Here is a 19,161-nt window from a genome sequence, read left to right as displayed (position 1 = left end):
AAGAAAGCAGCAGCAAAACCAGCAGCCAAGAAACCGGTTGCCAAGAAAGCTGTCGCGGCCAAAAAGCCGGTAGCCAAGAAAGCAGTAGCAGCCAAGAAGCCGGTTGCTAAGGCAGCAGCGAAACCAGCGGCAAAAAAGCCGGCAGTTAAGAAAGTCGCGGCTAAGCCAGCAGCAAAAAAGCCGGCAGCTAAAGCAGCAGCGAAACCTGCTGCCGCCAAGCCAGCTGTTAAAAAGGCCGCAGCGAAACCTGCAGCCAAGAAGCCAGCAGCAAAGCCGGCAGCAGCACCAGCAGCAACAACAGTGCTGAACCCGGCAGCAGCTTGGCCGTTCCCAACTGGCACACGCCCGTAATTAGCGTTTGCCGGCTTGCCTGATCAAGTTCAGGCATATCGCCCGCTGTATGGCCTAGCGCCTGCAGCGGGTTTTTATTTGTGGCGGCGGATATCACAGAGGGGCGGGTAGCGCTGTGCGTCTGGCAGCCGGCATATGCTCGCGCAAGCGGGTCGTCAGCGGGTCGTCAGCCTGTCGGAAATTGCTGCTACGATAGCCAGCCGGCAGGTCCATTTTTTTCTTAAACCTTGAACTGTGGCGTTCGCCCGCATTCCCGACTTACATCTTGCGCCCGAATTCGGGTAAGTTATCAGTATATGGACTGACGCCGATGCCGGTCCGCCTGAATCGCTGCTTCATCTGGAAAGGGAAACACGTCGTGTTGCAGAACATTTTCACCTTGATTATCGAAACTATCGCCAGCGTCCTGGGCGGTGTCCTGTTGCTTCGGTTCTGGATCCAGGCGGTGCGGGTGCGGCCGCCGCAACAGCTGGCGCAATTCATTTTCACCTTGTCCGACTGGGCCGTGCGGCCGATGCGGCGCTTGTTGCCGGGGGTAGGCGGCTATGACTGGGCCAGCCTGATAGGCGCGGTTGTGGTCGCCGTCATCTGCATCCTGCTGGAACTGGGCGTCAGGTCGGCGCTGAGTGCTTCGCTGATCTTCAGCTTGTCGGCGCTGCTGTTTTTCCAGTGGGTATTCTATGGGCTGATCGCATTGCTGATCATCGAGGCGATCTTTAGCTGGGTGAATCCGAATGCGCCCCTGGCGCCCTTCGTGCGGGCGCTGAATGAGCCGCTGCTGCGCCCTTTGCGCAGGATTATCCCGCTGATCGGCAATATCGATCTGTCGCCGCTGGCGGCGCTGATATTGCTGCGGGTAGTGCACCAGCTGGTCATTTACCTGATCATGTCGGTGGCATGAACCAAAAGGCGGGCGCCGCATGGTGCTCCGATGTTGCCGGCGGGGTCAGGCTGGCGCTGCAGGTGACGCCTAACGCCAAGAAAAGCCAGATCATCGGTCCGCTGGAGAATGTCCTCAAGCTGCGCTTGCAGGCGCAGCCTATCGAGGGCAAGGCGAATGACGCGCTGGTGCGCTACCTGGCGGAGTTGCTGGATGTGCCGCGCAGCAAGATCGTCATTACCCACGGTCATACCAACAAGCGCAAAATCGTCGAAGCGCATGCTCCGTCACTGACCGCCGAAGCCGTCATGCGCCGTTTGCTGGCATCGGCGCAGTAAACGCCGAGGAAGGAAAAACGGCTTCCGATGGTGAGTCGGAAGCCGTGAGCCGTGTGCCCGGATGGATGCAGGGTCAGGCGTCCATCTGGCTTTGCAGGTAGTTTTGCAGGCCGACCTTGTCGATCAGGTCGAGCTGGGTTTCCAGCCAGTCGATATGTTCTTCGGTGTCTTCAAGGATTTCCTTGAACAGTTCGCGCGACACATAATCGCCCGCTTTTTCGCAGGCAGCGATGCCATCCTTGACGGTCTTTTGTGCGCCTTGCTCCAGCTTCAGGTCGCATTGCAGCATCTCCGGCGTCGATTCGCCGATCATCAGCTTGTGCAGCGCTTGCAGATTCGGCAAGCCGTTCAGCATCAGGATGCGGTCAATCAGTTTGTCGGCATGCTTCATTTCGCCGATGGATTCTTCGTATTCCTTCTTGCCGAGTTTTTCCAGGCCCCAGTGCTTGTACATGCGGGCATGCAGGAAATACTGGTTGATCGCTGTCAGTTCGTTGGTCAGCTGCGCGTTGAGCAGCGTGATGATTTGTTTTTCGCCTTGCATGGGGACCTCGCTGTGATGGGATGCGGAGCGCTCAGGGATAAAGTCGGGGATTTCTGGACTGTATTCCGGCTTCTCACGTGATCGGCGCGTCGCTTAAACGATATGCGACCGAAATCGCTGCCATGATAGCGCATGCGATAAGCTTTTTCATCATCGGGTAGCGCGAATCATTTTCATTGTGATTTGTGCATCAACGCGATGGTGCGGGAAAGAAAAAAAGCCTGCGCATGGCGACATGCGCAGGCTCCTGCGGAGGCGGCGTTTGATAGCCGCGAACGCTTATCCAGCGATCTGTTTACTTGGCGTCCGGATCGGTGACAAAGCCGATTTTGCCGAGGCCGCCGGACTGGGCCGCCGCCATCACCTGGGCCACTTTTTCATATTGCACCGTGCGCGCCGCGCGTAAATGCAGCTCCGGCTGTGGCTGCTTTTGCGCTGCAACCGCAATCCGCGCATTCAGTTCGTTGCGGTCGACCACTTCATCATTCCAGAACAGCTTGCCGTCGGCGTCGATCGACAGGCTGATGTTTTCCGGCTTGGCCTGGTCAGGCTGGTTGGCGGCGCGCGGCAAATCGATCTTCACCGCGTGGTTCATCACCGGGATGGTCATGATAAAGATGATCAGCAGCACCAGCATCACATCGACCAGCGGCGTGGTGTTGATCTCCGGATTGAAATCGTCGTCCGAATCGGACAAGGAGCCCATGCCCATCATGCACCTTTCACGGCGACCAGCTTGGCGCCATTGTTCGAGCCGTTGGCATGGTCTGTTTCATTGTTGCTGGAACGGGAGCCGGTAACGAACAGGGCGTGCAGGTCAAAGCCGAATTTGTTCAGCTTGGCGATGATGGTCTTGTTGCCGCGCACCAGGGCGTTATAACCGAAGGTAGCCGGGATCGCCACGGCCAGGCCGAGGGCGGTCATGATCAGCGCCTCGCCGACCGGACCGGCGACCTTGTCGATGCTGGCCTGGCCGGAAGTGCCGATCGACACCAGCGCATGATAAATGCCCCACACAGTGCCAAACAGGCCGACAAAAGGCGCGGTAGAGCCGACCGAGGCCAGCACGGCCATGCCGGCCTGCAATTTGCCTGAAACTTCATCGATGGCCTGGCGCAGCGAGAGGGTGACCCAGTCGCTGACCGAGAGCTGATCGTGCAGATGCCCCTTGTGGGCGGCGTGGTGGCGCATCGAGGAGACGCCGGCCTGGGCTACTTCGGCAAACGGATTCTCCGTGCCCAGCGTGGCGATGCCTTCCGGCAGGCTGGTGGTATCCCAGAACTGGTGGCCGGCGGCGTGCGCCGCGCGCTGGAAGCGCAGGATTTGCAGGGCCTTGGTCAGGATGACGTACCAGGACGCAATCGACATCGCCACCAGCAGCACGGCGACGCTTTTGATGACGAAATCGCCCTGGCTCCAGAGCGCTTCCAATCCGTAAGGACTTACTTCCATGATGAACTCCCCTTGTATCTGTGAATTGAGTGCGGCAGCCTCGGCAAAGCGCCAAGAGCGCCATTGATTAATTGGATAGCTGGAAATTGATCGGCACGATGGCAAACACCGGCAGCGGCTTGCCGTCTTCCATATAGGGTTTGAACAAAGCCCGCATCACCGCTTGTTTGGCGGCGTCGTCGAGACGGCTGGAGCCGGAGGATTTTTGCACCTCGACGCGCTCGGCGCGGCCTTTTTCATTGATCAGGACGCGGATGACCGATTTGCCTTCCTCGCCCATGCGCTTGGAGACGGCAGGATATTTCACATCGGGCGGCTGGAGGTATTCGACGCCGGAGGTGATGGTGCGCGGCTGGGGCGGGGCGACGGGCGGCGCCGGTGGCGCAGCGGCGGCCGGTTCTTCATGCTGGGGCGGCTGCGGCGCCGGCGTCGGCACTGAAATGGCGGTTTCCGACGGCGTGGTGTTGACGACTGGCGTTGGACGCGGCGGAGTAATGTTCTTCTTTACGACAGCGACGGTTTTTGGTGCGGCCGGCGTAGGTGCGGGCGGCGTCGGTTCAGGCGCTTTTTCGGGCGTGATGAAGCTGGCGAAGATTTCTTTTGGGACGGCCTGCGCGGCCTGGTGGATCAGGCCGCTTTTCAATGCCCAGAAAAATGCGACGTGAAGCAGCAGGATCGTAGCCAAGGGGCCGATGCGTTTGATCTTTTTCCACGCAAGCGCAGGGGAACTGATTGTTGCTGACGACATGGTTGCGCTGATCCTGCCGGGTACTAGGCAGCTTGTATGTTTTGTTGAAATACCAATGCTTGAACATGACGCAAGGCAGCCGGAGCACGGTTGTCCAGGCATTCGCGCAACACGCTTTTCGCGCAGGAATGGCATTTCCCGCAGCAGGTGGCAATCCCCAGGTTCTCGCGCAATTCAGACATGGAAGACATGCCGGAATCGACTGCCTGCCGGATTTTCCGATCCGACACGTTATTGCAAACACAAACAATCATTTTGTACCTCACTGCCATGGTTAAAGGCAGATTAAGAAATAAAAGTCCGCCGACAGAGATGTTCTTGCGGCGGTTGGTTGTTACTGCGCGATGCTTCTTTAACAGACCCGGCTTGCAGTCCCGAACCTGCTGAACAGGCTGTATTTCTCAGGCCGCGGCATCGTGCTCTCTACTACCGTGCCCCACTGCTCCGACAACTGCAGGCAGGTTGCCCGCAATACCGGCGCCAGGTTCGGCAAATCTGCCAGCGCCTTCAGATGCCGCTCGATCACCGAGGCCAGCTTGACGCAACCGCTGACTTCCTGGCTGTTGGCGGTGTACTGCGACATCAGGTGCAGCACCGCCGAGACCAGCAGCTCCGGCTGTGCCGGCGCGCCGTTTGGCTCCACAAAAGCCGGATTGATTTTCTCCGATACCATCAGCACTCCTATATCAGTATCTCGCTGGCTGGCGCTTGCTGCGGGCGGGCTGGTGTTGGATCAATTAAAAAATGCCGTGCTCAGGTTTCCAATCAAGCGGTCAGGATCAGCTTGTTCAGTTGCGTCAGCCGCAGCTTGTAAATCCGGCCGCCGTGATCGATTTCCAGTTCGCGCATTTGCTTGAACAGATCCTGGCTCTTGATTCGCGTGACTGCTGATGCAACTGACTTCGTGATGCTGGACACAGGGGTTTTCTCAACTTGTGTTTCGCGTCGGATCGTCTGGCTCATTATAGTCCTTTCTGTAAATGCGAACAATTCGTATTTGTATTATTCGTCACCTGAGCAGGGAATGCAAGCATTTTTAGCGCATCTGTTGGCGTAATCTGGAAAAGATGTCAAGCGGGAAATATCAGCCGCGCCTTGCCGACGATGCACATAGGCAAGGCTGTTTCCAAGGAGGCTGAATTTTTGAGGGGGAGAGGATGGGAATAGGGGCAGAGAGCCTAGGCGGCCAGACGTGAAACAAGCGCAAAGATTGCGCTTGTTTTATTAAAACCTCGTCAAGGAAGGCAGGCGGTCATTCTGCTTTTGGCTTGGCCGCTTCGCGCCGGTTGAAGCCCGCCACCATGTCGAAGCGGAACAGCCGGCATTCCAGCGCACCATTGAAGAAAGGCGTCTTGCGCGCTTCTTTCAGGCGCAGCAGCTTGGGCAAACCGAGGTCGGCCGAAAACAGGAATATGCTCCAGCCGGCAAAGCGCTGTTTCAGCGTAGTGCCGAATGCGCTGAAGAAAGCGGTCAGCAAGTCGTCACTGCTCAGGGTGCTGTCGCCGCGCACGCCGATCCGTTCGCCGTAAGGCGGATTGGTGAGCATGATGCCGTGTTCTGCGTCGGCAGGCGGTTTGACCTCTTGCGCTTCAATCTGCTTGACCGGCACTTCAAACAGGATGCCGGCATTGCGCAGGTTGTTCGCCGCGATCTGCACCATGTCGCCGGAGATGTCGCTGCCGAAGATGGTCGGCGTGGCAGGCAAAGGATTCGGCTTGAAACTGCCTTTGATCGCCAGCCATTTGGCGCTCTCGAAATCGTTGAATTTTTCAAAGGCAAAATGGCGGCGGGCGCCAGCCGGGATGCCGGCGAGGATCTGGGCTGCCTCCACCAGGATGGTGCCGGAGCCGCACATGGGGTCGAACAAGACGGTGCCCGGCTTCCAGCCGGAGGTGCGCAGCAGGCCGGCGGCGAGATTCTCGCGCAGCGGCGCATCGCCGGTTTCGGCGCGCCAGCCGCGCTTGAACAGGGCTTCGCCGGAGGTATCCAGGTACAGGGTAAAGTTATGGGCATCGAGGAAACCGACGATACGCATGTCCGGCGTGCCGGTGTCTACCGAAGGCCGTTCATTGCACAGGTCGCGGAAACGGTCGCAAATGCCATCCTTGATCTTGAGCGTGGTGAATTGCAGGCTGCGCAGCGGCGATTTCACCGCGGTGACGTCAACCCGTATGGTGTGGCTGACCGGAAACCAGCTTTCCCATTCCTGTTCCAGCGTCATGTCGTAGATATCGTTTTCGTTCTTGTACGCGCCATGCGTCAGGCGCAGCAGCACCCGGCTGGCGATGCGCGAGTGCAGGTTGATGCGCCAGGCGTCGCTCAGCAGGCCGGAGCAATGGACGCCGCCCGGCACCTGGTTATGGACCTTGAGGGTGACGGCGGGGGCGCTGAACTGCGCTATTTCATTCAGTTCTTCAGCCAGCGCGGCTTCCAGCCCGCGCGGGCAAGGGCAAAAATAGGAATGCGAATCTGTTGATAGATGTGACATGGGGGTACCCTTTATCCGTTGATACTGCAGTTGCACCTGGCTACCTTGACTAGCCAGGCGGTAAGAAAAATATATTTATCTGGCGAATGCACGCTCTACGAAGTCCAGCCGGTCCTGGCCCCAGAACGCTTCGCCGTCGACTACATACCAGGGCGCGCCAAAGATGTTGGCGGAAATGGCTTCCTCGGTAAAACGGTCGAATTCGCTCTGGACGCTGGCGGTTTCCGCCGATTTCAGCAAGGTCTTGCCGTCGTGCCCCAGTTCCGAGGCGATCGCGGCCAGGGTGGCGTGGTCAGCAATATTGCGCTGTTCGGCCCAGACTGCGCGCATTATAGCGCCGGTCAGCGCCAGGGCGGCTTCCGTGCCGTGCGCAAGCTGGCTGGCGATGATCAGTTTTGCGGCGTCGTCGCTCTGCACCGGGAAGAACGTTGGGTGCGGGTTCAGCGGCACCTGCAGGTATTCGCTCCAGCGCCGCAGCTCCTCCAGCCGGTAAGCCTGGCGCTGGGGCGCCCGTTTGGCCAGCGGCAAGCCGCCGGAGGTGTTGAAGACCTTGGACAAGTCGCAAGGTTTTAATGCGATCTTGACATCGTATTGATGGGACAACGCCACCAGGCGCGCATGGCCCAGGTAGGCGAATGGCGAATGCGGCGCAAAATAATATTCACAGAGCTTGCTCATGGCTGGTCCTTGGATAGGCTTAGAACGGTTTGACAACCACCAGGATAACGATGGCGAGCAGCAGCAGGACCGGGACTTCATTGAACCAGCGGAACCAGACATGGCTGCGGGTATTCGCCCCGTTTTCAAATTTCTTCAGCAGGCTGCCGCAGGCATGGTGGTAGCCGATCACGAGGATCACCAGGAACAGCTTGGCATGCAGCCAGCCGTTGCCTGGACCTTTGCCTATGCCATAGCCCAGCCACAGCCAGGCGCCGAATACGACTGCCGGCAGCGCCAGCATGGTCGTGAAGCGATACAGCTTGCGCGCCATCAGCAGCAATCTGCTGGTGGCTGCGGCATCGGTTTCCTGTGCCAGGTTGACCAGGATCCGCGGCAGGTAAAACAGGCCGGCAAACCATGATGCGATGAAGACAATATGCAGCGATTTGATCCAAAGCATGGCGTTCCTTTTTTTGATTATTGCGGGAAGGGTGATTGCGGTTGCATGCAACACCAATGCAAACCGGCGCTGCGGATATCGGGCAATAGCTTAAACGGGACCAGGGCTTCTTGCTCTGGTCCGCAAACAAAGAACCGGCGGCGGCAGTATCGGCACACCCGCCGCATGCTGCATTTTATTCGCGTACTTCGCCGTGCCCGAACACGACATATTTTAGCGAAGTCAGGCCCTCGAGGCCGACCGGGCCGCGCGCATGCAGCTTATCGTTGGAAATGCCGATCTCGGCGCCCAGGCCGAATTCGAAACCGTCGGCAAAACGGGTCGAGGCATTGATCATGACCGATGCGGAATCGACTTCACGCAGGAAACGCATGGCCCGCGAGTGGTTCTCGGTGACGATGCTGTCAGTGTGCTGCGAAGAATAGGTGTTGATATGGGCGATTGCCTCATCCACGTCGGCAACGATCTTGACCGACAGGATCGCCGCCAGGTATTCGGTGCGCCAGTCATCCTCGCTGGCGGCGGCCAGGTAGGGATAACCGGCGAGGATGGCCCGGGCTTCATCGTCGGCGCGCAGTTCGACTTCCTTGCCCTGGTACAGCTTGGCCAGCTGCGGCAAGACCTGCGGTGCAACCGCGCGCGCCACCAGCAAGGTTTCCATGGTGTTGCAAGTGCCATAACGATGGCATTTGGCATTGAAGGCAATCTTCGCGGCCTTGTCGAGATCGGCCTGGTCGTCGATATAAACGTGGCAGATGCCGTCGAGATGCTTGATCATCGGCACCGTGGCCTCCTGGATCAGGCGTGCGATCAGGCCCTTGCCGCCGCGCGGCACGATGACGTCGACATATTGCGGCATGGTGATCAGGGCGCCGACCGCGGCACGGTCGGTGGTGTCGACTACCTGCACCGCGTCCTGCGGCAGGCCGGCGCCGGCCAGCCCCTCCTGCACCAGCCTGGCCAGCGCCTGGTTGCAATGATGGGCTTCGGAGCCGCCGCGCAGGATGGTGGCGTTGCCGCTCTTGATGCACAGGCCCGCGGCATCCACCGTGACGTTCGGCCGGGCTTCGTAAATGATGCCGATGACGCCCAGCGGCACTCGCATCTGGCCCACCTGGATGCCGGTAGGACGGTATTTCATGTTCGAGATTTCGCCGATCGGATCGGGCAGGCTGACAATCTGTTCGAGCCCGGCCACCATGGTGGCGATAGCCTGCTCCGACAGCGTCAGGCGGTCCAGCATTGCAGGCGCCAGGCCGTTGGCGCGCGCCGTTTCGAGATCGACCTGGTTGGCGGCGCGCAACAGGTCGGCGTCGCGCCGGATGGCGGCGGCGATCAGGCTCAGTGCGCGGTTCTTGACCGCAGTGTCGGCACGCGCCATGGCGCGCGATGCGGCGCGTGCACGTTGTCCGACTTCGGTCATGTATTGTTGGATATCCATATGTTCAATCAAGTATGTGCGACTTTCAAACCCAGCTGCAGCAATGCATCCCAAGCATCGCCGGAAAAGGCTTTTGCACGTAAACCTTTCACCATCTTGTCGACTTGCGCCGCATCCTTCAGGGCCGCTTCCAGCGTCGCCAGGCTCAGGCGCCGCAGCGCCGGTTCCATCAGCCTCTCGCGTGGCCCCCAGATACGGTATTCCTTCAGCAGCGCGGGAATCGGACGTCCCTGGCTGGCTGCCGATTTCAATTTCAGCAAGGTGCGGATTTCCTCTGAAACCGCCCACAACACCAGCGGCAGCGCTTCGCCTTCACCTTTCAAGCCATCCATCATCCGCACCAGGCGTGCCGCATCGCCGGCCAGCATCGCTTCGTTGAGCTTGAATACGTCATAGCGCGCGACGTTGAGCACCGCATCGTGGCACTGTTCAAAACTCAGTTTGCCGGGTGGATGCAGCAAAGCCAGTTTCTGGATTTCCTGGTGTGCCGCCAGCAGGTTGCCTTCGACCCGGTCGGCGATGAAATCCAGCGACTGGCGATCAGCACTTTGCTGCTGGGCCGCCAGCCGCACGCCGATCCAGTTCGGCAAATGCGCCCGTTCCACCAGCGGAATATCAATATACACCGCGCTCTGCTGCAGGGTGGCGACCCAGGCCGCCTTTTGCGTCGCCCAGTCGAGCTTGGGCAGGGTAATGATGGTGACGTTGTCGGGATTGAGCGTCGCCGTATAGTTTTGCAAAGCCTGGCCGCCATCCTTGCCCGGCTTGCCGGTAGGGATGCGCAGCTCGATCAGTTTTTTATCGCCGAACAGCGATTGCGACTGGTTGGCGGCCAGCAGCTCGCCCCATTTGAAGCTGCGGTCGACCACCAGCACGTCGCGCTCGCTGCAACCGTTGCTGCGCGCGCTCTTGCGAATCTTGTCGGACGCCTCCAGCGCCAGCAGATGCTCGTCGCTGGTGATCACATACAAGGGCGCCAGGGTTTTCGCCAAATGGCCGTCCAGCGCGTCAAGCCGCAGTTGCATGCACCGGCCCTGGTTATTTGGAGGGGGCCGGAACTGGCGCCGGAGTTGCTGCCGGCGCGGTTTCAGGCTGGGTCGGCTGGGCGGTCTTGATGGCGGCCAGGCGGCGCAGGATCTGCTGCACCATGTCTGACTGCATGTCGCGGTACAGCAGGACTTCTTCCGCTGCCTTCGACAGTTCTTGCGACGAGTTGTAGCTGATATCGCGTTTCAGCGTGATCTGGGTGGCCGGCAGCAATTCCTTCTTTTGTGCGTCGACAACCCGGAAAGTCAGCCGGTAATACAGCATGTACTCGCTGGCCCGGCCCGAACTGTTGGTGGTCAGGATGACTTTTTCACGCGTCTCGGCCAGCACATCCAGCGTTGCCTCGGCGCCCTCGGCAGAGCTCAGCACCTGGGTATTGCCGCTGGCCAGGATATTGCGCCTCAGCTCGATTCCCAGCGGCGAGTTGGCGCCGAAGGTCATGTACAGCGACTTGAATGGCAAGTTGGCCGTGCCGCGCAGATGGAAGCCGCAGGCGCACAGCAGCGCGGTCATGGCCAGTATCAACGGCCAGCGCAGCCAGTTGCGGGAATCGGCGGGCATTCTGAGAGGCATTCTATTCAACATTCGGGCATTCCTTGTTTCAAGATTCGAGGCCGGACCTGGTGGTCCGGCCATACGCGAGGTCAGGCGACGATATTGACCAGTTTTCCCGGCACCACGATGATTTTCTTCGGCGCGCCTTCGAGGTATTTCCGGACACTCTCGTTCGCCAGTGCAGCGGCCTCGATGCTGGCCTTGTCGGCATCCTTGGCGACGGTGATGCTGCCGCGCAGCTTGCCGTTCACCTGGATCATCATTTCGATTTCGCTTTGTTCCAGCGCCTTGCCGTCCACTTGCGGCCAGCTGGCGTCGAGGATGTCGCCGTGCACGGCGGCAAAGCCGAGCTCCTGCCACAGCGCGTGGGTGATGTGCGGCGCTATCGGATTGAGCACCCGCAGGAAAACCGACAGGCCCTCAGTCAATACCGCATTGCTGGCCGGCGACTGGTCGAGCTTGGCGGCTTCCAGGGTGTTCAGCATTTTCATGCAGGCCGACACCACGGTGTTGTACTGGATCCGCTTCAAGTCATGGTCGGCTTGCTGCAAAATCTTGTGCACTTCGCGCCGCAATGTTTTCTGCACATCGTTCAAGCCGGAAAAATCCGAGGTTGCGCTCGGCACAATATTGGCGGCGCGGGCATGGCTGAAGGCCCATACCCGGCGCAGGAAGCGGTTGGCGCCTTCTACTCCGGTGCCTGACCATTCCAGGGTCTGTTCCGGCGGCGAGGCAAACATGGTGAACAGGCGCGCGGTGTCGGCGCCGTACTGGTCGATCTGGGCTTGCGGATCGATGCCGTTGTTCTTCGACTTCGACATCTTTTCGGTGCCGCCGATTTCCACCGGCTTGCCGTCGGTTTTCAGGGTGGCGGTGAGCGGCCGGCCCTTGTCGTCGAAAGTCAGTTCCACATCTTCCGGGTTGTGCCAGGTCTTCTTGCCGCCGGCGTCTTCGCGGAAATAGGTTTCATTGAGCACCATGCCCTGGGTCAGCAGGTTGGTGAACGGCTCGTCGAACTTGATCAGGCCGAAATCGCGCATGACCTTGGTCCAGAAACGGGCGTACAGCAGATGCAGCACAGCGTGTTCGATGCCGCCGATGTACTGGTCCATCGGCATCCAGTAATCGTTGCGCGCGTCGACCATGGCGTCGTTGCTGTTTGGCGAGCAATAACGCATGTAATACCAGGACGAATCGACGAAGGTGTCCATGGTGTCGGTTTCGCGCCGCGCCGGCTTGCCGCATTGAGGGCAGTCGACATGCAGGAATTTTTCGTGCTTGTTGAGCGGATTGCCGCTGCCGTCCGGCACGCAGTCTTCCGGCAGGATCACCGGCAAGTCTTTTTCCGGCACCGGCACGTCGCCGCAATCGCTGCAGTGGATGATCGGGATAGGCGTGCCCCAGTAACGCTGGCGCGAGATGCCCCAGTCGCGCAGGCGATAGGTGATTTTTTTCTCGCCCAGGCCGTGCGCCGCCAGGTCGGCGGCGACCGCATCGACGGCTTCCTGGTAGTGGAGGCCATCGTATTTGCCGGAATCGACGCAGACGCCGTTTTCCTTGTCGGCATACCAGTCGTGCCAGCTTTCCTCGGAGTAGGTCTTGCCTTCGACGGCAATCACCGGACGGATCGGCAGCACGTATTTCTGGGCGAACGCAAAGTCGCGCTCATCGTGCGCCGGCACGCCCATGACGGCGCCGTCGCCGTAGGTGATCAAGACGTAGTTGCCGACCCAGACTTCGATCAGCTGGCCGGTCAACGGATGCGACACGTGCAAGCCGGTCGGCATGCCTTTCTTTTCCATCGTCGCCATGTCGGCCTCGATGACGCTGCCCTTTTTGCATTCGGCGATGAATTCGGCCAGTTCGGGATTGGTCTTGGCGGCGAAGGTGGCCAGCGCATGTTCCGGCGCCACGGCGCAGAAGGTCACGCCCTTGATGGTGTCGGCGCGGGTGGTGAACACCCACAGCTTGCCGTCCTGGATCAGTTTGCCGTCTTCTTCGATCTTGTGCGGGAACGCAAAGCGCACGCCGGTCGACTTGCCAATCCAGTTGGCCTGCATCAGGCGCACCCGTTCCGGCCAGCCCGGCAATTTGGTTTCGACGTGCTCCAGCAGCTCTTCGGCGTAGTCGGTGATCTTGGCGTAGTACATCGGGATTTCGCGCTTTTCGATCAGCGCGCCGGAGCGCCAGCCGCGGCCGTCGACCACCTGCTCATTGGCCAGCACGGTCTGGTCGACCGGGTCCCAGTTCACGGTGCCGGTCTTTTTGTAGATGATGCCTTGCTCCAGCATCTTCAGGAACATCCATTGGTTCCATTTGTAGTATTGCGGCGTGCAGGCGGTCATTTCGCGCGACCAGTCGATCGCCAGCCCCATCGCCTGCATCTGCATCTTCATGTGCTCGATGTTGGCGTAGGTCCATTGCGCAGGCGGCACGTTATTGGCCATCGCGGCGTTTTCCGCCGGCATGCCGAACGCGTCCCAGCCCATCGGCATCAGTACGTTGTAGCCGTTCATCCGCAGGTAGCGGTACATCACGTCGTTGATGGTGTAGTTGCGCACGTGGCCCATATGCAGCTTGCCTGAAGGGTAAGGCAGCATCGAGCAGGCATAGAATTTCTTTTTCTCTTGGCCGTGCTGGTCCTTGGCATGTTCGACGGTCTTGTAGGCGTCGATGGAATGCCAGTGGTCTTGTGCTGATTTTTCGACGTCGGTCGGGCTGTATTTTTCTTGCATGACGGGAGCTAAAAGGTGAATGTTATTCCGCTTTGCAAAAGAACAAGGCGCCGAATCGTCGGCTGGAGATCAAACGTCGGCCGGGACGAATTCAAGCATCTTGGTCGCTGCGAATCGGAATGTGAACTTGCTGAGCCAATACTCATGGCATCCGAACCAGTGATTATACTGGTTCGGATGCTGCTTTAGCGTATAGGAGAGGTGGAGTAGCGCCATGCATACGCAATACCGGCCGGCTGGCCGGGCAACCGTGGCATTTCAAGCGGCGTTGAAGTTGCCGGCAAAGCCGTTCAGGGTGGCTTCGACCGCGCGTTCCGTGAGTTCAATGCGCTTGCGCGCTTCCGAGCGCTTGTGAGAGGGGATTTCCTGCAGGTTGGGGACGGGGATCGCCTCGCAGCAGAGCTGGTACTCACCGTCGGGACGGCGGGTCGCCCCCATTTCTTGCCAAAAATCATCATAATCGGCGAGCACCTTGCCGGTGCGGATCTGATGAAACAAGACCCGGTTGCGGTTGCCTACCAGGATCAGCTTTTTGCAGCCGTAAGCCCGGCCGATTTCCCTCACCAGGCGCAGCATCAAGCCTTTCGGGCGCAGGCCGAACATGTCGCGGGTGGCGTTGCGCACCCGTTCCTGGGCATCGCTGCCGCGCGGGCCTTGCAGGCAGCCGACGCCGACGCAGGGGACCAGTTCACTGCCGTAAAAGGTGAAGGCTACCGAGAACAGGCGTTGCTGGTCGCTGTACAGGTCGAGCGCCAGTTCGCCCTCGCGGTCAAGCGTGGCAATCGCCGACAGCTGGATTTCGTAGATGGCCCCGGATTTTCCGCTGAAACTGCCTAGCAGCAGCGGTGCTTGCGCCGCGCTCAGCACCAGGGAGCCGAGGCCTTGCCGGAAAATGAAGTCGTAGTGGCTGACCAGGATATTCATCCGGTCCTGGCTGCGCAGGCGCAGCGACTGGTAGGGGCGATAGATTTTTTGCAGCAGCCTGGGCGTGGCTTGCGCCAGTTTGGCGTGCATCGGCGTTGCATTCCAGTAGGCCAGCCAGCGCTGCGTCTGCTGGTAGTGGATCACGCTGCGGGCGCTCAGCTTGATCTGCTTGGCGAAATACGACAGGCCGCGCGGCGAGTGCTTCAGGCAGGTGTGCAGAGTAATGCGCGGACTGCTGTTGCCGACGCGGGGTAGGGCTGGCTGGGGGAAGAAGAAAAGGGATATTTCCGATAGCAATGCCAGGTTTTGCAGGCGGCCGTGAAGGAGCCGCACGGCGCCGAGGCTGATGACTTTGCCATACCTGCTGTTCATGGCCAGCATCATCGCCAGCGAAACCAGGCCGGCGACAAAAATATCCAGCGGATAGTGCACGCCAAGGAAAATCTTGGCCCAGCTGACGGCCAGCGACAGCATCACCAGCAATACGCCTATCCATTTGATCTTGATGGTTTTTGCCGTCCACAGTGTCAGGCCGGTGGCCAGGATGATGGCAATCGTCACACTGGGCGAGACGCAATGCGCGCTTTTAGCCTGGTACAGGTAATCATTCCATGTGGCCGGCACCAGGGTATCCCAGAGCGGTGGGATGAGTTTGCTGGCCAGTACCGCGGCGGCGGTCGTGACGATTGCCTTGAGGGAAAGCCGGCGGGTAGCCCTGCCACCGCTGATCCACAAGCCGACCAGGCTGGTCGGCACCAGGTAGACGCCCCATTCGGCGATCGCCAGCGCCAGCATGAACGGAATTCCGATATACCCGGGCGGGCCCGCCGACCACAAAAGGTGATTGTAAGAAGACAAAGTCATATGCGTGGGCGATCAGAATTGGGGTAAAAATGGTGCTAAAAATATATGTTTTGCAGGGCTGTACCTGCTTTGTTACTTTCAGACACATTAAGATACAAATAAAAATAGGATGTTACATGCAAACTTGCAAGCTGGAGTAATTTGATCGAATTATTGAATTGCCAAGCGGAAAGTGTTGATGCGGAAGCGGTGCAGCGGACTAGTGAAGGGAAACCGCGAGAAGGAAGCGAAGGTCGAGGGAAAAACCGGCAAGGCCAGGCGGCCCCACCGGATTCAGTGAATTACTTGGAGGGAGGAGTTTGTTGAAGGCCGGCGTCAGCGCAGGCCCAGTACATCCTGCATGTCATACAGGCCGCTGCTCTTGTCGCGCAGGAAACGTGCCGCGCGCAAGGCGCCCTGGGCGTAAGTGACACGGCTGGATGATTTGTGCGTGATCTCTACGCGTTCGCCGATGCCGGCAAACAGCACCGTATGGTCGCCGACGATATCGCCGCCGCGGATGGCGGCAAAACCGATCGAGGACGGATCGCGTTCCCCGGTGATGCCTTCGCGGGCATAGACTGCGACGTCGTCCAGCTTGCGCCCGAGCGCGCCAGCGACGACTTCACCCATCATCAGCGCGGTGCCGGAGGGGGCGTCGACCTTATGGCGATGATGGGCTTCGATGATTTCGATGTCGTAGCCATGGGAAAAGCTCTTGGCCGCCATCTCCAGCAATTTCAGCGTGACATTGACGCCGACGCTCATGTTGGAAGCGAACACGATAGCGGTCTTTTTCGCCGCCGCCGCGATTGCAGCCTTGCCGGCTTCATCGAAACCGGTGGTGCCGATAATCATCTTGATGCCATGGGCGGCGCAGTAATCCAGATGCTTCAGCGTGCCTTCGGGACGGGTGAAATCGATCAGGTAGGCCGCTTGCGCCAAGCCCTTGGCCAGGTCGGCTTCGATCAGGACATCGGCAGGCTTGCCCAGGAACGCCGCAGCGTCGGTTCCCAGTTCAGGCGTGCCCGGCACGCCCAGCGCACCGGCCAGCAGCGCGTCGTCGGCGTTCTGGATCGCCTCGACCAGCATGCGTCCCATGCGTCCCGAGGCGCCTGCAACGGCTATTTTCATCTGAGTCATTATCAATTCGACGATCTGGACAATTTATAAATCAGTTCTTGGAAGGGCCTGGCGCGCTAGGCACGGTTGGGGCAATTTCCACATTCTTGACGCTCTTCTTGGCTTCTGCCGCGCCGCCTGAAAGCCGGTCCAGGTAGTCGTTCTCGGTAGGCAGGTTGCCGCCGTCGACGCGCGCCAGCAGGTTGCCGTTGAAGAAAACGCTGACCCGGCTGGTGGTGATTTCGCCATTGCCCTTTTGCAGGCGGAACACGTAGTCCCAGCGATCTTCATGGAACAGGTCGGTCAGCAACGGCGTGCCGAGCGCGAAACGCACTTGTTCTCGCGTCATGCCTTCTTTAACTTGTGCCAACATTTCTTTCGAGACAAAATTTCCCTGCTGGATATCGATCCGGTAAGGGGAGAAGATGCCCAGGAAGCGGCGATGCTTGACGGTTTGCACTCCGCTGGTATCGGTGACTACAGGGGCCGCCGCCGGATCTGCGCTGGCAGCGGACTGGTCGAGCAGGGGTTTTTTTGAAGCGCAGCCGGCCAGGGCAGCCATCAAGACAACTGCAGCGGCTAAAGGGACGATGCGGGCGGAGGTACGGACAGGGGAGAGCAACATTCGCATAAGGATCTCAATTGATTGAGCAACTGTGCTAAAACGCTATATGATAAAGCAGATCATCCATTTGTGACCAAAACATGCCGAACAATCCATCCGAACTGAAAGCCAGCGGCCTCAAAGCCACGTTGCCACGCCTCAAAATCCTGGAAATCTTCCAGAATAGCGAAGTACGCCATCTGAGCGCCGAGGACGTCTATAAAATCCTGCTGAGCGACAACCTCGATGTCGGCCTGGCGACCGTGTACCGCGTACTGACCCAATTCGAGCAGGCCGGGCTGTTGCAGCGCAATCATTTTGAAACCGGCAAGGCCGTGTTTGAACTCAATGAAGGCTCGCACCACGACCATCTGGTTTGCCTGGATTGCGGCCTGGTGGAAGAGTTTTACGACGAAGAAATTGAAAAGCGCCAGAAAATCGTCGCCAAGGACCACGGTTTCGAAATCGCCGACCATGCGCTGGCGCTGTATGGCCATTGCCGCGATTGCCGCAAGAAAAAAGGCTGATGCCAGTTCTTACGCTGCTTTGCGCTTGCGCGCCTTCGGCGCCGGCTTGGCGTTAGCCTTGCGCACCGCTGCCGCATAGGCCAGACGCGCCCAGGGCGTCATCGCCGCGGCTGAATCCATCGCGTCTTCAGGCGCCGACCAGTAGCTCATCTCAATGGTTTTTCCTTTGCTTTCAAAGACGCAGGGCGTGCATCCGGCGGCGGCGAACTGCGGCCGGGTTTCGTCGTCGGTCTTGAGATACAGGACGCCATCGGCAACCAGGGCGATCATCACGCTATCGTGGTAGACGCCGTAGCCGCCGAACATCCTGCGCGCGCTGATGGCGCCCAGCGGCGCCAGCAGCTCGCGGATATAGTCGATGACGGCGTCGTTGCGGGACATGTTCCAGGCGGCTCAGCTGTGGCTCAAGGCGTTCGACAGCAGCTTGGCGGTGATATTCACGATCGGGATCACGCGTTCATACGCCATCCGGGTCGGGCCGATCACGCCCAGCGTGCCGACAATCTTGCCGTTGACCTCGTAGGGCGCGGTCACCACGCTCATTTCGTCCATCGGCACCAGCTGCGATTCGCCGCCGATGAAAATCTGGACGCCGGTGGCTTTGCCAGAAATATCGAGCAGCTGCATCAGGCTGGTTTTTTGCTCGAACATGTCGAACAGCTTGCGCAAGGAATCCATGTTCGAGGACAAGTCGGTGACGCTGAGCAGGTTGCGTTCGCCTGAAATCACCACTTCGTCGCTATTGTCGGTCATGGCGTCGCTGCCGGCTTCGACCGCGGCCTGCATCAGCCAGGTCATGTCGTCGCGCAGCTTGCGCAGTTCGCCTTGCAGGCGCAGGCGGACATCGTCCAGGCTGAGGCCGCCGTAATGCTGGTTGATGTAATTGGCGGCCTGCACCAGCTTGGCCGGGCTGTAGTCGACATCGGTCAGCAGCAGCCGGTTCTGGACGTCGCCGTTGGGACTGACGATCACCAGCAGGATGCGTTTTTCCGACAGCCGCAGGAATTCGATCTGCTGGAAAATCGATTCGCGCCGCGGCGACAGCACCACGCCCGCAAAATGCGATAGGGATGACAACACTTGTGCCGCATTGGCAATGATCTTTTGTTGCGAATTCGGCTGCAGCCGCGCCTGCATCTTCGATTCCAGCGCGGTTTCGTCTATCGGCTCGACCGTCAGCAGGGTGTCGACAAACATGCGGTAGCCGCGCGGGGTAGGCACCCGGCCGGCTGAGGTGTGGGGACTGGCGACAAAGCCCATTTCCTCAAGGTCAGCCATGATGTTGCGTATCGTCGCCGGCGACAGTTCCAGGCCCGAGATCTTGGACAAGGCACGCGAGCCAACCGGCTGGCCGTCGGCGATATACCGTTCGACCAGGGCTTTGAGCAGGGTTTGAGCGCGATTATCTAGTTGCATATAGTTGTATTTTAGCGAGCGCCGGG

General features: G+C 59.4%; 22 protein-coding genes and 1 pseudogene. 4 read left to right on the top strand and 19 right to left on the bottom strand.

The window, feature by feature from the left end; translation table 11 throughout:
• From BM062_RS11630 to BM062_RS11620, 3 genes and pseudogenes are all read left to right on the top strand, one after another.
• Window positions 1-351 (top strand): annotated as a pseudogene (locus tag BM062_RS11630) (histone); the annotation flags it as partial.
• Between the two features lie 358 nt (window positions 352-709).
• Window positions 710-1,252, top strand: a complete 543-nt coding sequence (locus tag BM062_RS11625) for a YggT family protein (RefSeq protein ID WP_092397173.1) — start codon at window positions 710-712, stop codon at window positions 1,250-1,252.
• Window positions 1,249-1,569 carry a DUF167 domain-containing protein gene (locus BM062_RS11620; RefSeq protein WP_092396965.1) on the top strand — a complete coding sequence of 107 codons (321 nt, stop codon included), beginning with the start codon at window positions 1,249-1,251 and terminating at the stop codon, window positions 1,567-1,569. The genes BM062_RS11625 and BM062_RS11620 overlap by 4 nt, the downstream gene beginning before the upstream one ends.
• A gap of 73 nt (window positions 1,570-1,642) precedes the next feature.
• Here BM062_RS11620 and bfr read toward each other — a convergent pair whose 3' ends face one another.
• The 17 genes from bfr to BM062_RS11535 all read right to left on the bottom strand — a co-directional run bounded on the left by bfr (window position 1,643) and on the right by BM062_RS11535 (window position 17,219).
• A complete protein-coding gene (gene bfr, locus BM062_RS11615) occupies window positions 1,643-2,113 on the bottom strand; it encodes a bacterioferritin (RefSeq protein WP_014007847.1) in 471 nt (156 codons plus the stop codon).
• A gap of 295 nt (window positions 2,114-2,408) precedes the next feature.
• On the bottom strand, window positions 2,409-2,825 hold the full coding sequence (locus BM062_RS11610) for an ExbD/TolR family protein (protein ID WP_092396963.1): 417 nt from the start codon (window positions 2,823-2,825) through the stop codon (window positions 2,409-2,411).
• A complete protein-coding gene (locus tag BM062_RS11605) occupies window positions 2,825-3,565 on the bottom strand; it encodes a MotA/TolQ/ExbB proton channel family protein (RefSeq protein ID WP_092396961.1) in 741 nt (246 codons plus the stop codon). The genes BM062_RS11610 and BM062_RS11605 overlap by 1 nt, the downstream gene beginning before the upstream one ends.
• A 67-nt stretch (window positions 3,566-3,632) precedes the next feature.
• On the bottom strand, window positions 3,633-4,313 hold the full coding sequence (locus tag BM062_RS11600; protein WP_092396959.1) for an energy transducer TonB: 681 nt from the start codon (window positions 4,311-4,313) through the stop codon (window positions 3,633-3,635).
• A gap of 23 nt (window positions 4,314-4,336) precedes the next feature.
• On the bottom strand, window positions 4,337-4,567 hold the full coding sequence (locus tag BM062_RS11595) for a (2Fe-2S)-binding protein (protein ID WP_092397171.1): 231 nt from the start codon (window positions 4,565-4,567) through the stop codon (window positions 4,337-4,339).
• A gap of 98 nt (window positions 4,568-4,665) precedes the next feature.
• On the bottom strand, window positions 4,666-4,986 hold the full coding sequence (locus BM062_RS11590) for a hypothetical protein (RefSeq protein ID WP_092396957.1): 321 nt from the start codon (window positions 4,984-4,986) through the stop codon (window positions 4,666-4,668).
• A gap of 92 nt (window positions 4,987-5,078) precedes the next feature.
• Window positions 5,079-5,276: a hemin uptake protein HemP gene (gene hemP, locus BM062_RS11585; protein ID WP_061541685.1), complete on the bottom strand. Its 198-nt coding sequence runs from the start codon at window positions 5,274-5,276 to the stop codon at window positions 5,079-5,081.
• Window positions 5,277-5,565: 289 nt separating this feature from the next.
• Complete coding sequence (locus BM062_RS11580; RefSeq protein WP_092396955.1) at window positions 5,566-6,801, bottom strand: THUMP domain-containing class I SAM-dependent RNA methyltransferase; 1,236 nt, start codon at window positions 6,799-6,801, stop codon at window positions 5,566-5,568.
• 75 nt (window positions 6,802-6,876) lie between these two features.
• Window positions 6,877-7,479, bottom strand: a complete 603-nt coding sequence (locus BM062_RS11575; RefSeq protein WP_092396953.1) for a 2-hydroxychromene-2-carboxylate isomerase — start codon at window positions 7,477-7,479, stop codon at window positions 6,877-6,879.
• 19 nt (window positions 7,480-7,498) lie between these two features.
• Window positions 7,499-7,921, bottom strand: a complete 423-nt coding sequence (locus tag BM062_RS11570; RefSeq protein WP_092396951.1) for a CopD family protein — start codon at window positions 7,919-7,921, stop codon at window positions 7,499-7,501.
• A 175-nt stretch (window positions 7,922-8,096) separates the two neighbouring features.
• Window positions 8,097-9,362, bottom strand: coding sequence for a glutamate-5-semialdehyde dehydrogenase (locus BM062_RS11565; RefSeq protein ID WP_092396950.1), 1,266 nt, complete (start codon window positions 9,360-9,362; stop codon window positions 8,097-8,099).
• 8 nt (window positions 9,363-9,370) lie between these two features.
• Window positions 9,371-10,387, bottom strand: a complete 1,017-nt coding sequence (gene holA / locus BM062_RS11560; RefSeq protein WP_092396948.1) for a DNA polymerase III subunit delta — start codon at window positions 10,385-10,387, stop codon at window positions 9,371-9,373.
• A 13-nt stretch (window positions 10,388-10,400) separates the two neighbouring features.
• Window positions 10,401-10,994, bottom strand: a complete 594-nt coding sequence (gene lptE / locus BM062_RS11555) for an LPS-assembly lipoprotein LptE (protein ID WP_092396946.1) — start codon at window positions 10,992-10,994, stop codon at window positions 10,401-10,403.
• A gap of 59 nt (window positions 10,995-11,053) precedes the next feature.
• Complete coding sequence (leuS, locus tag BM062_RS11550) at window positions 11,054-13,699, bottom strand: leucine--tRNA ligase (RefSeq protein WP_092396944.1); 2,646 nt, start codon at window positions 13,697-13,699, stop codon at window positions 11,054-11,056.
• Between the two features lie 258 nt (window positions 13,700-13,957).
• The gene (locus tag BM062_RS11545; RefSeq protein WP_175500972.1) at window positions 13,958-15,418 is read right to left on the bottom strand and encodes a DUF535 family protein; all 1,461 of its coding nucleotides are present in this window, start codon (window positions 15,416-15,418) and stop codon (window positions 13,958-13,960) included.
• Window positions 15,419-15,802: 384 nt separating this feature from the next.
• Complete coding sequence (gene dapB / locus BM062_RS11540; protein ID WP_092396940.1) at window positions 15,803-16,609, bottom strand: 4-hydroxy-tetrahydrodipicolinate reductase; 807 nt, start codon at window positions 16,607-16,609, stop codon at window positions 15,803-15,805.
• 31 nt (window positions 16,610-16,640) lie between these two features.
• Window positions 16,641-17,219, bottom strand: a complete 579-nt coding sequence (locus BM062_RS11535) for an outer membrane protein assembly factor BamE (protein ID WP_092396938.1) — start codon at window positions 17,217-17,219, stop codon at window positions 16,641-16,643.
• A 74-nt stretch (window positions 17,220-17,293) separates the two neighbouring features.
• Here BM062_RS11535 and fur point away from each other — a divergent pair, with 74 nt between their 5' ends.
• Window positions 17,294-17,719, top strand: a complete 426-nt coding sequence (gene fur, locus BM062_RS11530; RefSeq protein WP_092396937.1) for a ferric iron uptake transcriptional regulator — start codon at window positions 17,294-17,296, stop codon at window positions 17,717-17,719.
• Between the two features lie 9 nt (window positions 17,720-17,728).
• On the opposite strand, the gene BM062_RS11525 is transcribed toward fur, so the two are convergent.
• Together BM062_RS11525 and hrcA are read right to left on the bottom strand one after the other, a co-directional pair.
• A complete protein-coding gene (locus BM062_RS11525; RefSeq protein ID WP_092396935.1) occupies window positions 17,729-18,100 on the bottom strand; it encodes a TfoX/Sxy family protein in 372 nt (123 codons plus the stop codon).
• A gap of 12 nt (window positions 18,101-18,112) precedes the next feature.
• Window positions 18,113-19,135 (bottom strand): heat-inducible transcriptional repressor HrcA, encoded by a 1,023-nt coding sequence (gene hrcA / locus BM062_RS11520; RefSeq protein ID WP_092396933.1) that lies wholly within the window; start codon window positions 19,133-19,135, stop codon window positions 18,113-18,115.
• Window positions 19,136-19,161 lie beyond the last annotated feature (26 nt).

The sequence above is a fragment of the Collimonas sp. OK412 genome (genome assembly GCF_900112135.1).
Taxonomy (GTDB): Bacteria; Pseudomonadota; Gammaproteobacteria; order Burkholderiales; family Burkholderiaceae_D; genus Collimonas; species Collimonas rhizosphaerae.
The sequence above is the reverse complement of the archived record's forward strand: the minus strand, read 5'-3'. Positions and strand labels throughout refer to the sequence as shown.

Coding starts and splice junctions, on each gene's coding strand:
- BM062_RS11525 (WP_092396935.1), bottom strand. CDS start 18,100: ATGTCCCGCAACGACGCCGTCATCGACTATATCCGCGAGCTGCTGGCG.
- BM062_RS11570 (WP_092396951.1), bottom strand. CDS start 7,921: ATGCTTTGGATCAAATCGCTGCATATTGTCTTCATCGCATCATGGTTT.
- bfr (WP_014007847.1), bottom strand. CDS start 2,113: ATGCAAGGCGAAAAACAAATCATCACGCTGCTCAACGCGCAGCTGACC.
- leuS (WP_092396944.1), bottom strand. CDS start 13,699: ATGCAAGAAAAATACAGCCCGACCGACGTCGAAAAATCAGCACAAGAC.
- holA (WP_092396948.1), bottom strand. CDS start 10,387: ATGCAACTGCGGCTTGACGCGCTGGACGGCCATTTGGCGAAAACCCTG.
- BM062_RS11600 (WP_092396959.1), bottom strand. CDS start 4,313: ATGTCGTCAGCAACAATCAGTTCCCCTGCGCTTGCGTGGAAAAAGATC.
- BM062_RS11605 (WP_092396961.1), bottom strand. CDS start 3,565: ATGGAAGTAAGTCCTTACGGATTGGAAGCGCTCTGGAGCCAGGGCGAT.
- BM062_RS11610 (WP_092396963.1), bottom strand. CDS start 2,825: ATGGGCATGGGCTCCTTGTCCGATTCGGACGACGATTTCAATCCGGAG.
- fur (WP_092396937.1), top strand. CDS start 17,294: ATGCCGAACAATCCATCCGAACTGAAAGCCAGCGGCCTCAAAGCCACG.
- BM062_RS11545 (WP_175500972.1), bottom strand. CDS start 15,418: ATGCTGGCGCTGGCGATCGCCGAATGGGGCGTCTACCTGGTGCCGACC.
- dapB (WP_092396940.1), bottom strand. CDS start 16,609: ATGACTCAGATGAAAATAGCCGTTGCAGGCGCCTCGGGACGCATGGGA.
- BM062_RS11595 (WP_092397171.1), bottom strand. CDS start 4,567: ATGATTGTTTGTGTTTGCAATAACGTGTCGGATCGGAAAATCCGGCAG.
- hemP (WP_061541685.1), bottom strand. CDS start 5,276: ATGAGCCAGACGATCCGACGCGAAACACAAGTTGAGAAAACCCCTGTG.
- BM062_RS11590 (WP_092396957.1), bottom strand. CDS start 4,986: ATGGTATCGGAGAAAATCAATCCGGCTTTTGTGGAGCCAAACGGCGCG.
- BM062_RS11565 (WP_092396950.1), bottom strand. CDS start 9,362: ATGGATATCCAACAATACATGACCGAAGTCGGACAACGTGCACGCGCC.
- hrcA (WP_092396933.1), bottom strand. CDS start 19,135: ATGCAACTAGATAATCGCGCTCAAACCCTGCTCAAAGCCCTGGTCGAA.
- BM062_RS11535 (WP_092396938.1), bottom strand. CDS start 17,219: ATGCGAATGTTGCTCTCCCCTGTCCGTACCTCCGCCCGCATCGTCCCT.
- lptE (WP_092396946.1), bottom strand. CDS start 10,994: ATGTTGAATAGAATGCCTCTCAGAATGCCCGCCGATTCCCGCAACTGG.
- BM062_RS11575 (WP_092396953.1), bottom strand. CDS start 7,479: ATGAGCAAGCTCTGTGAATATTATTTTGCGCCGCATTCGCCATTCGCC.
- BM062_RS11620 (WP_092396965.1), top strand. CDS start 1,249: ATGAACCAAAAGGCGGGCGCCGCATGGTGCTCCGATGTTGCCGGCGGG.
- BM062_RS11580 (WP_092396955.1), bottom strand. CDS start 6,801: ATGTCACATCTATCAACAGATTCGCATTCCTATTTTTGCCCTTGCCCG.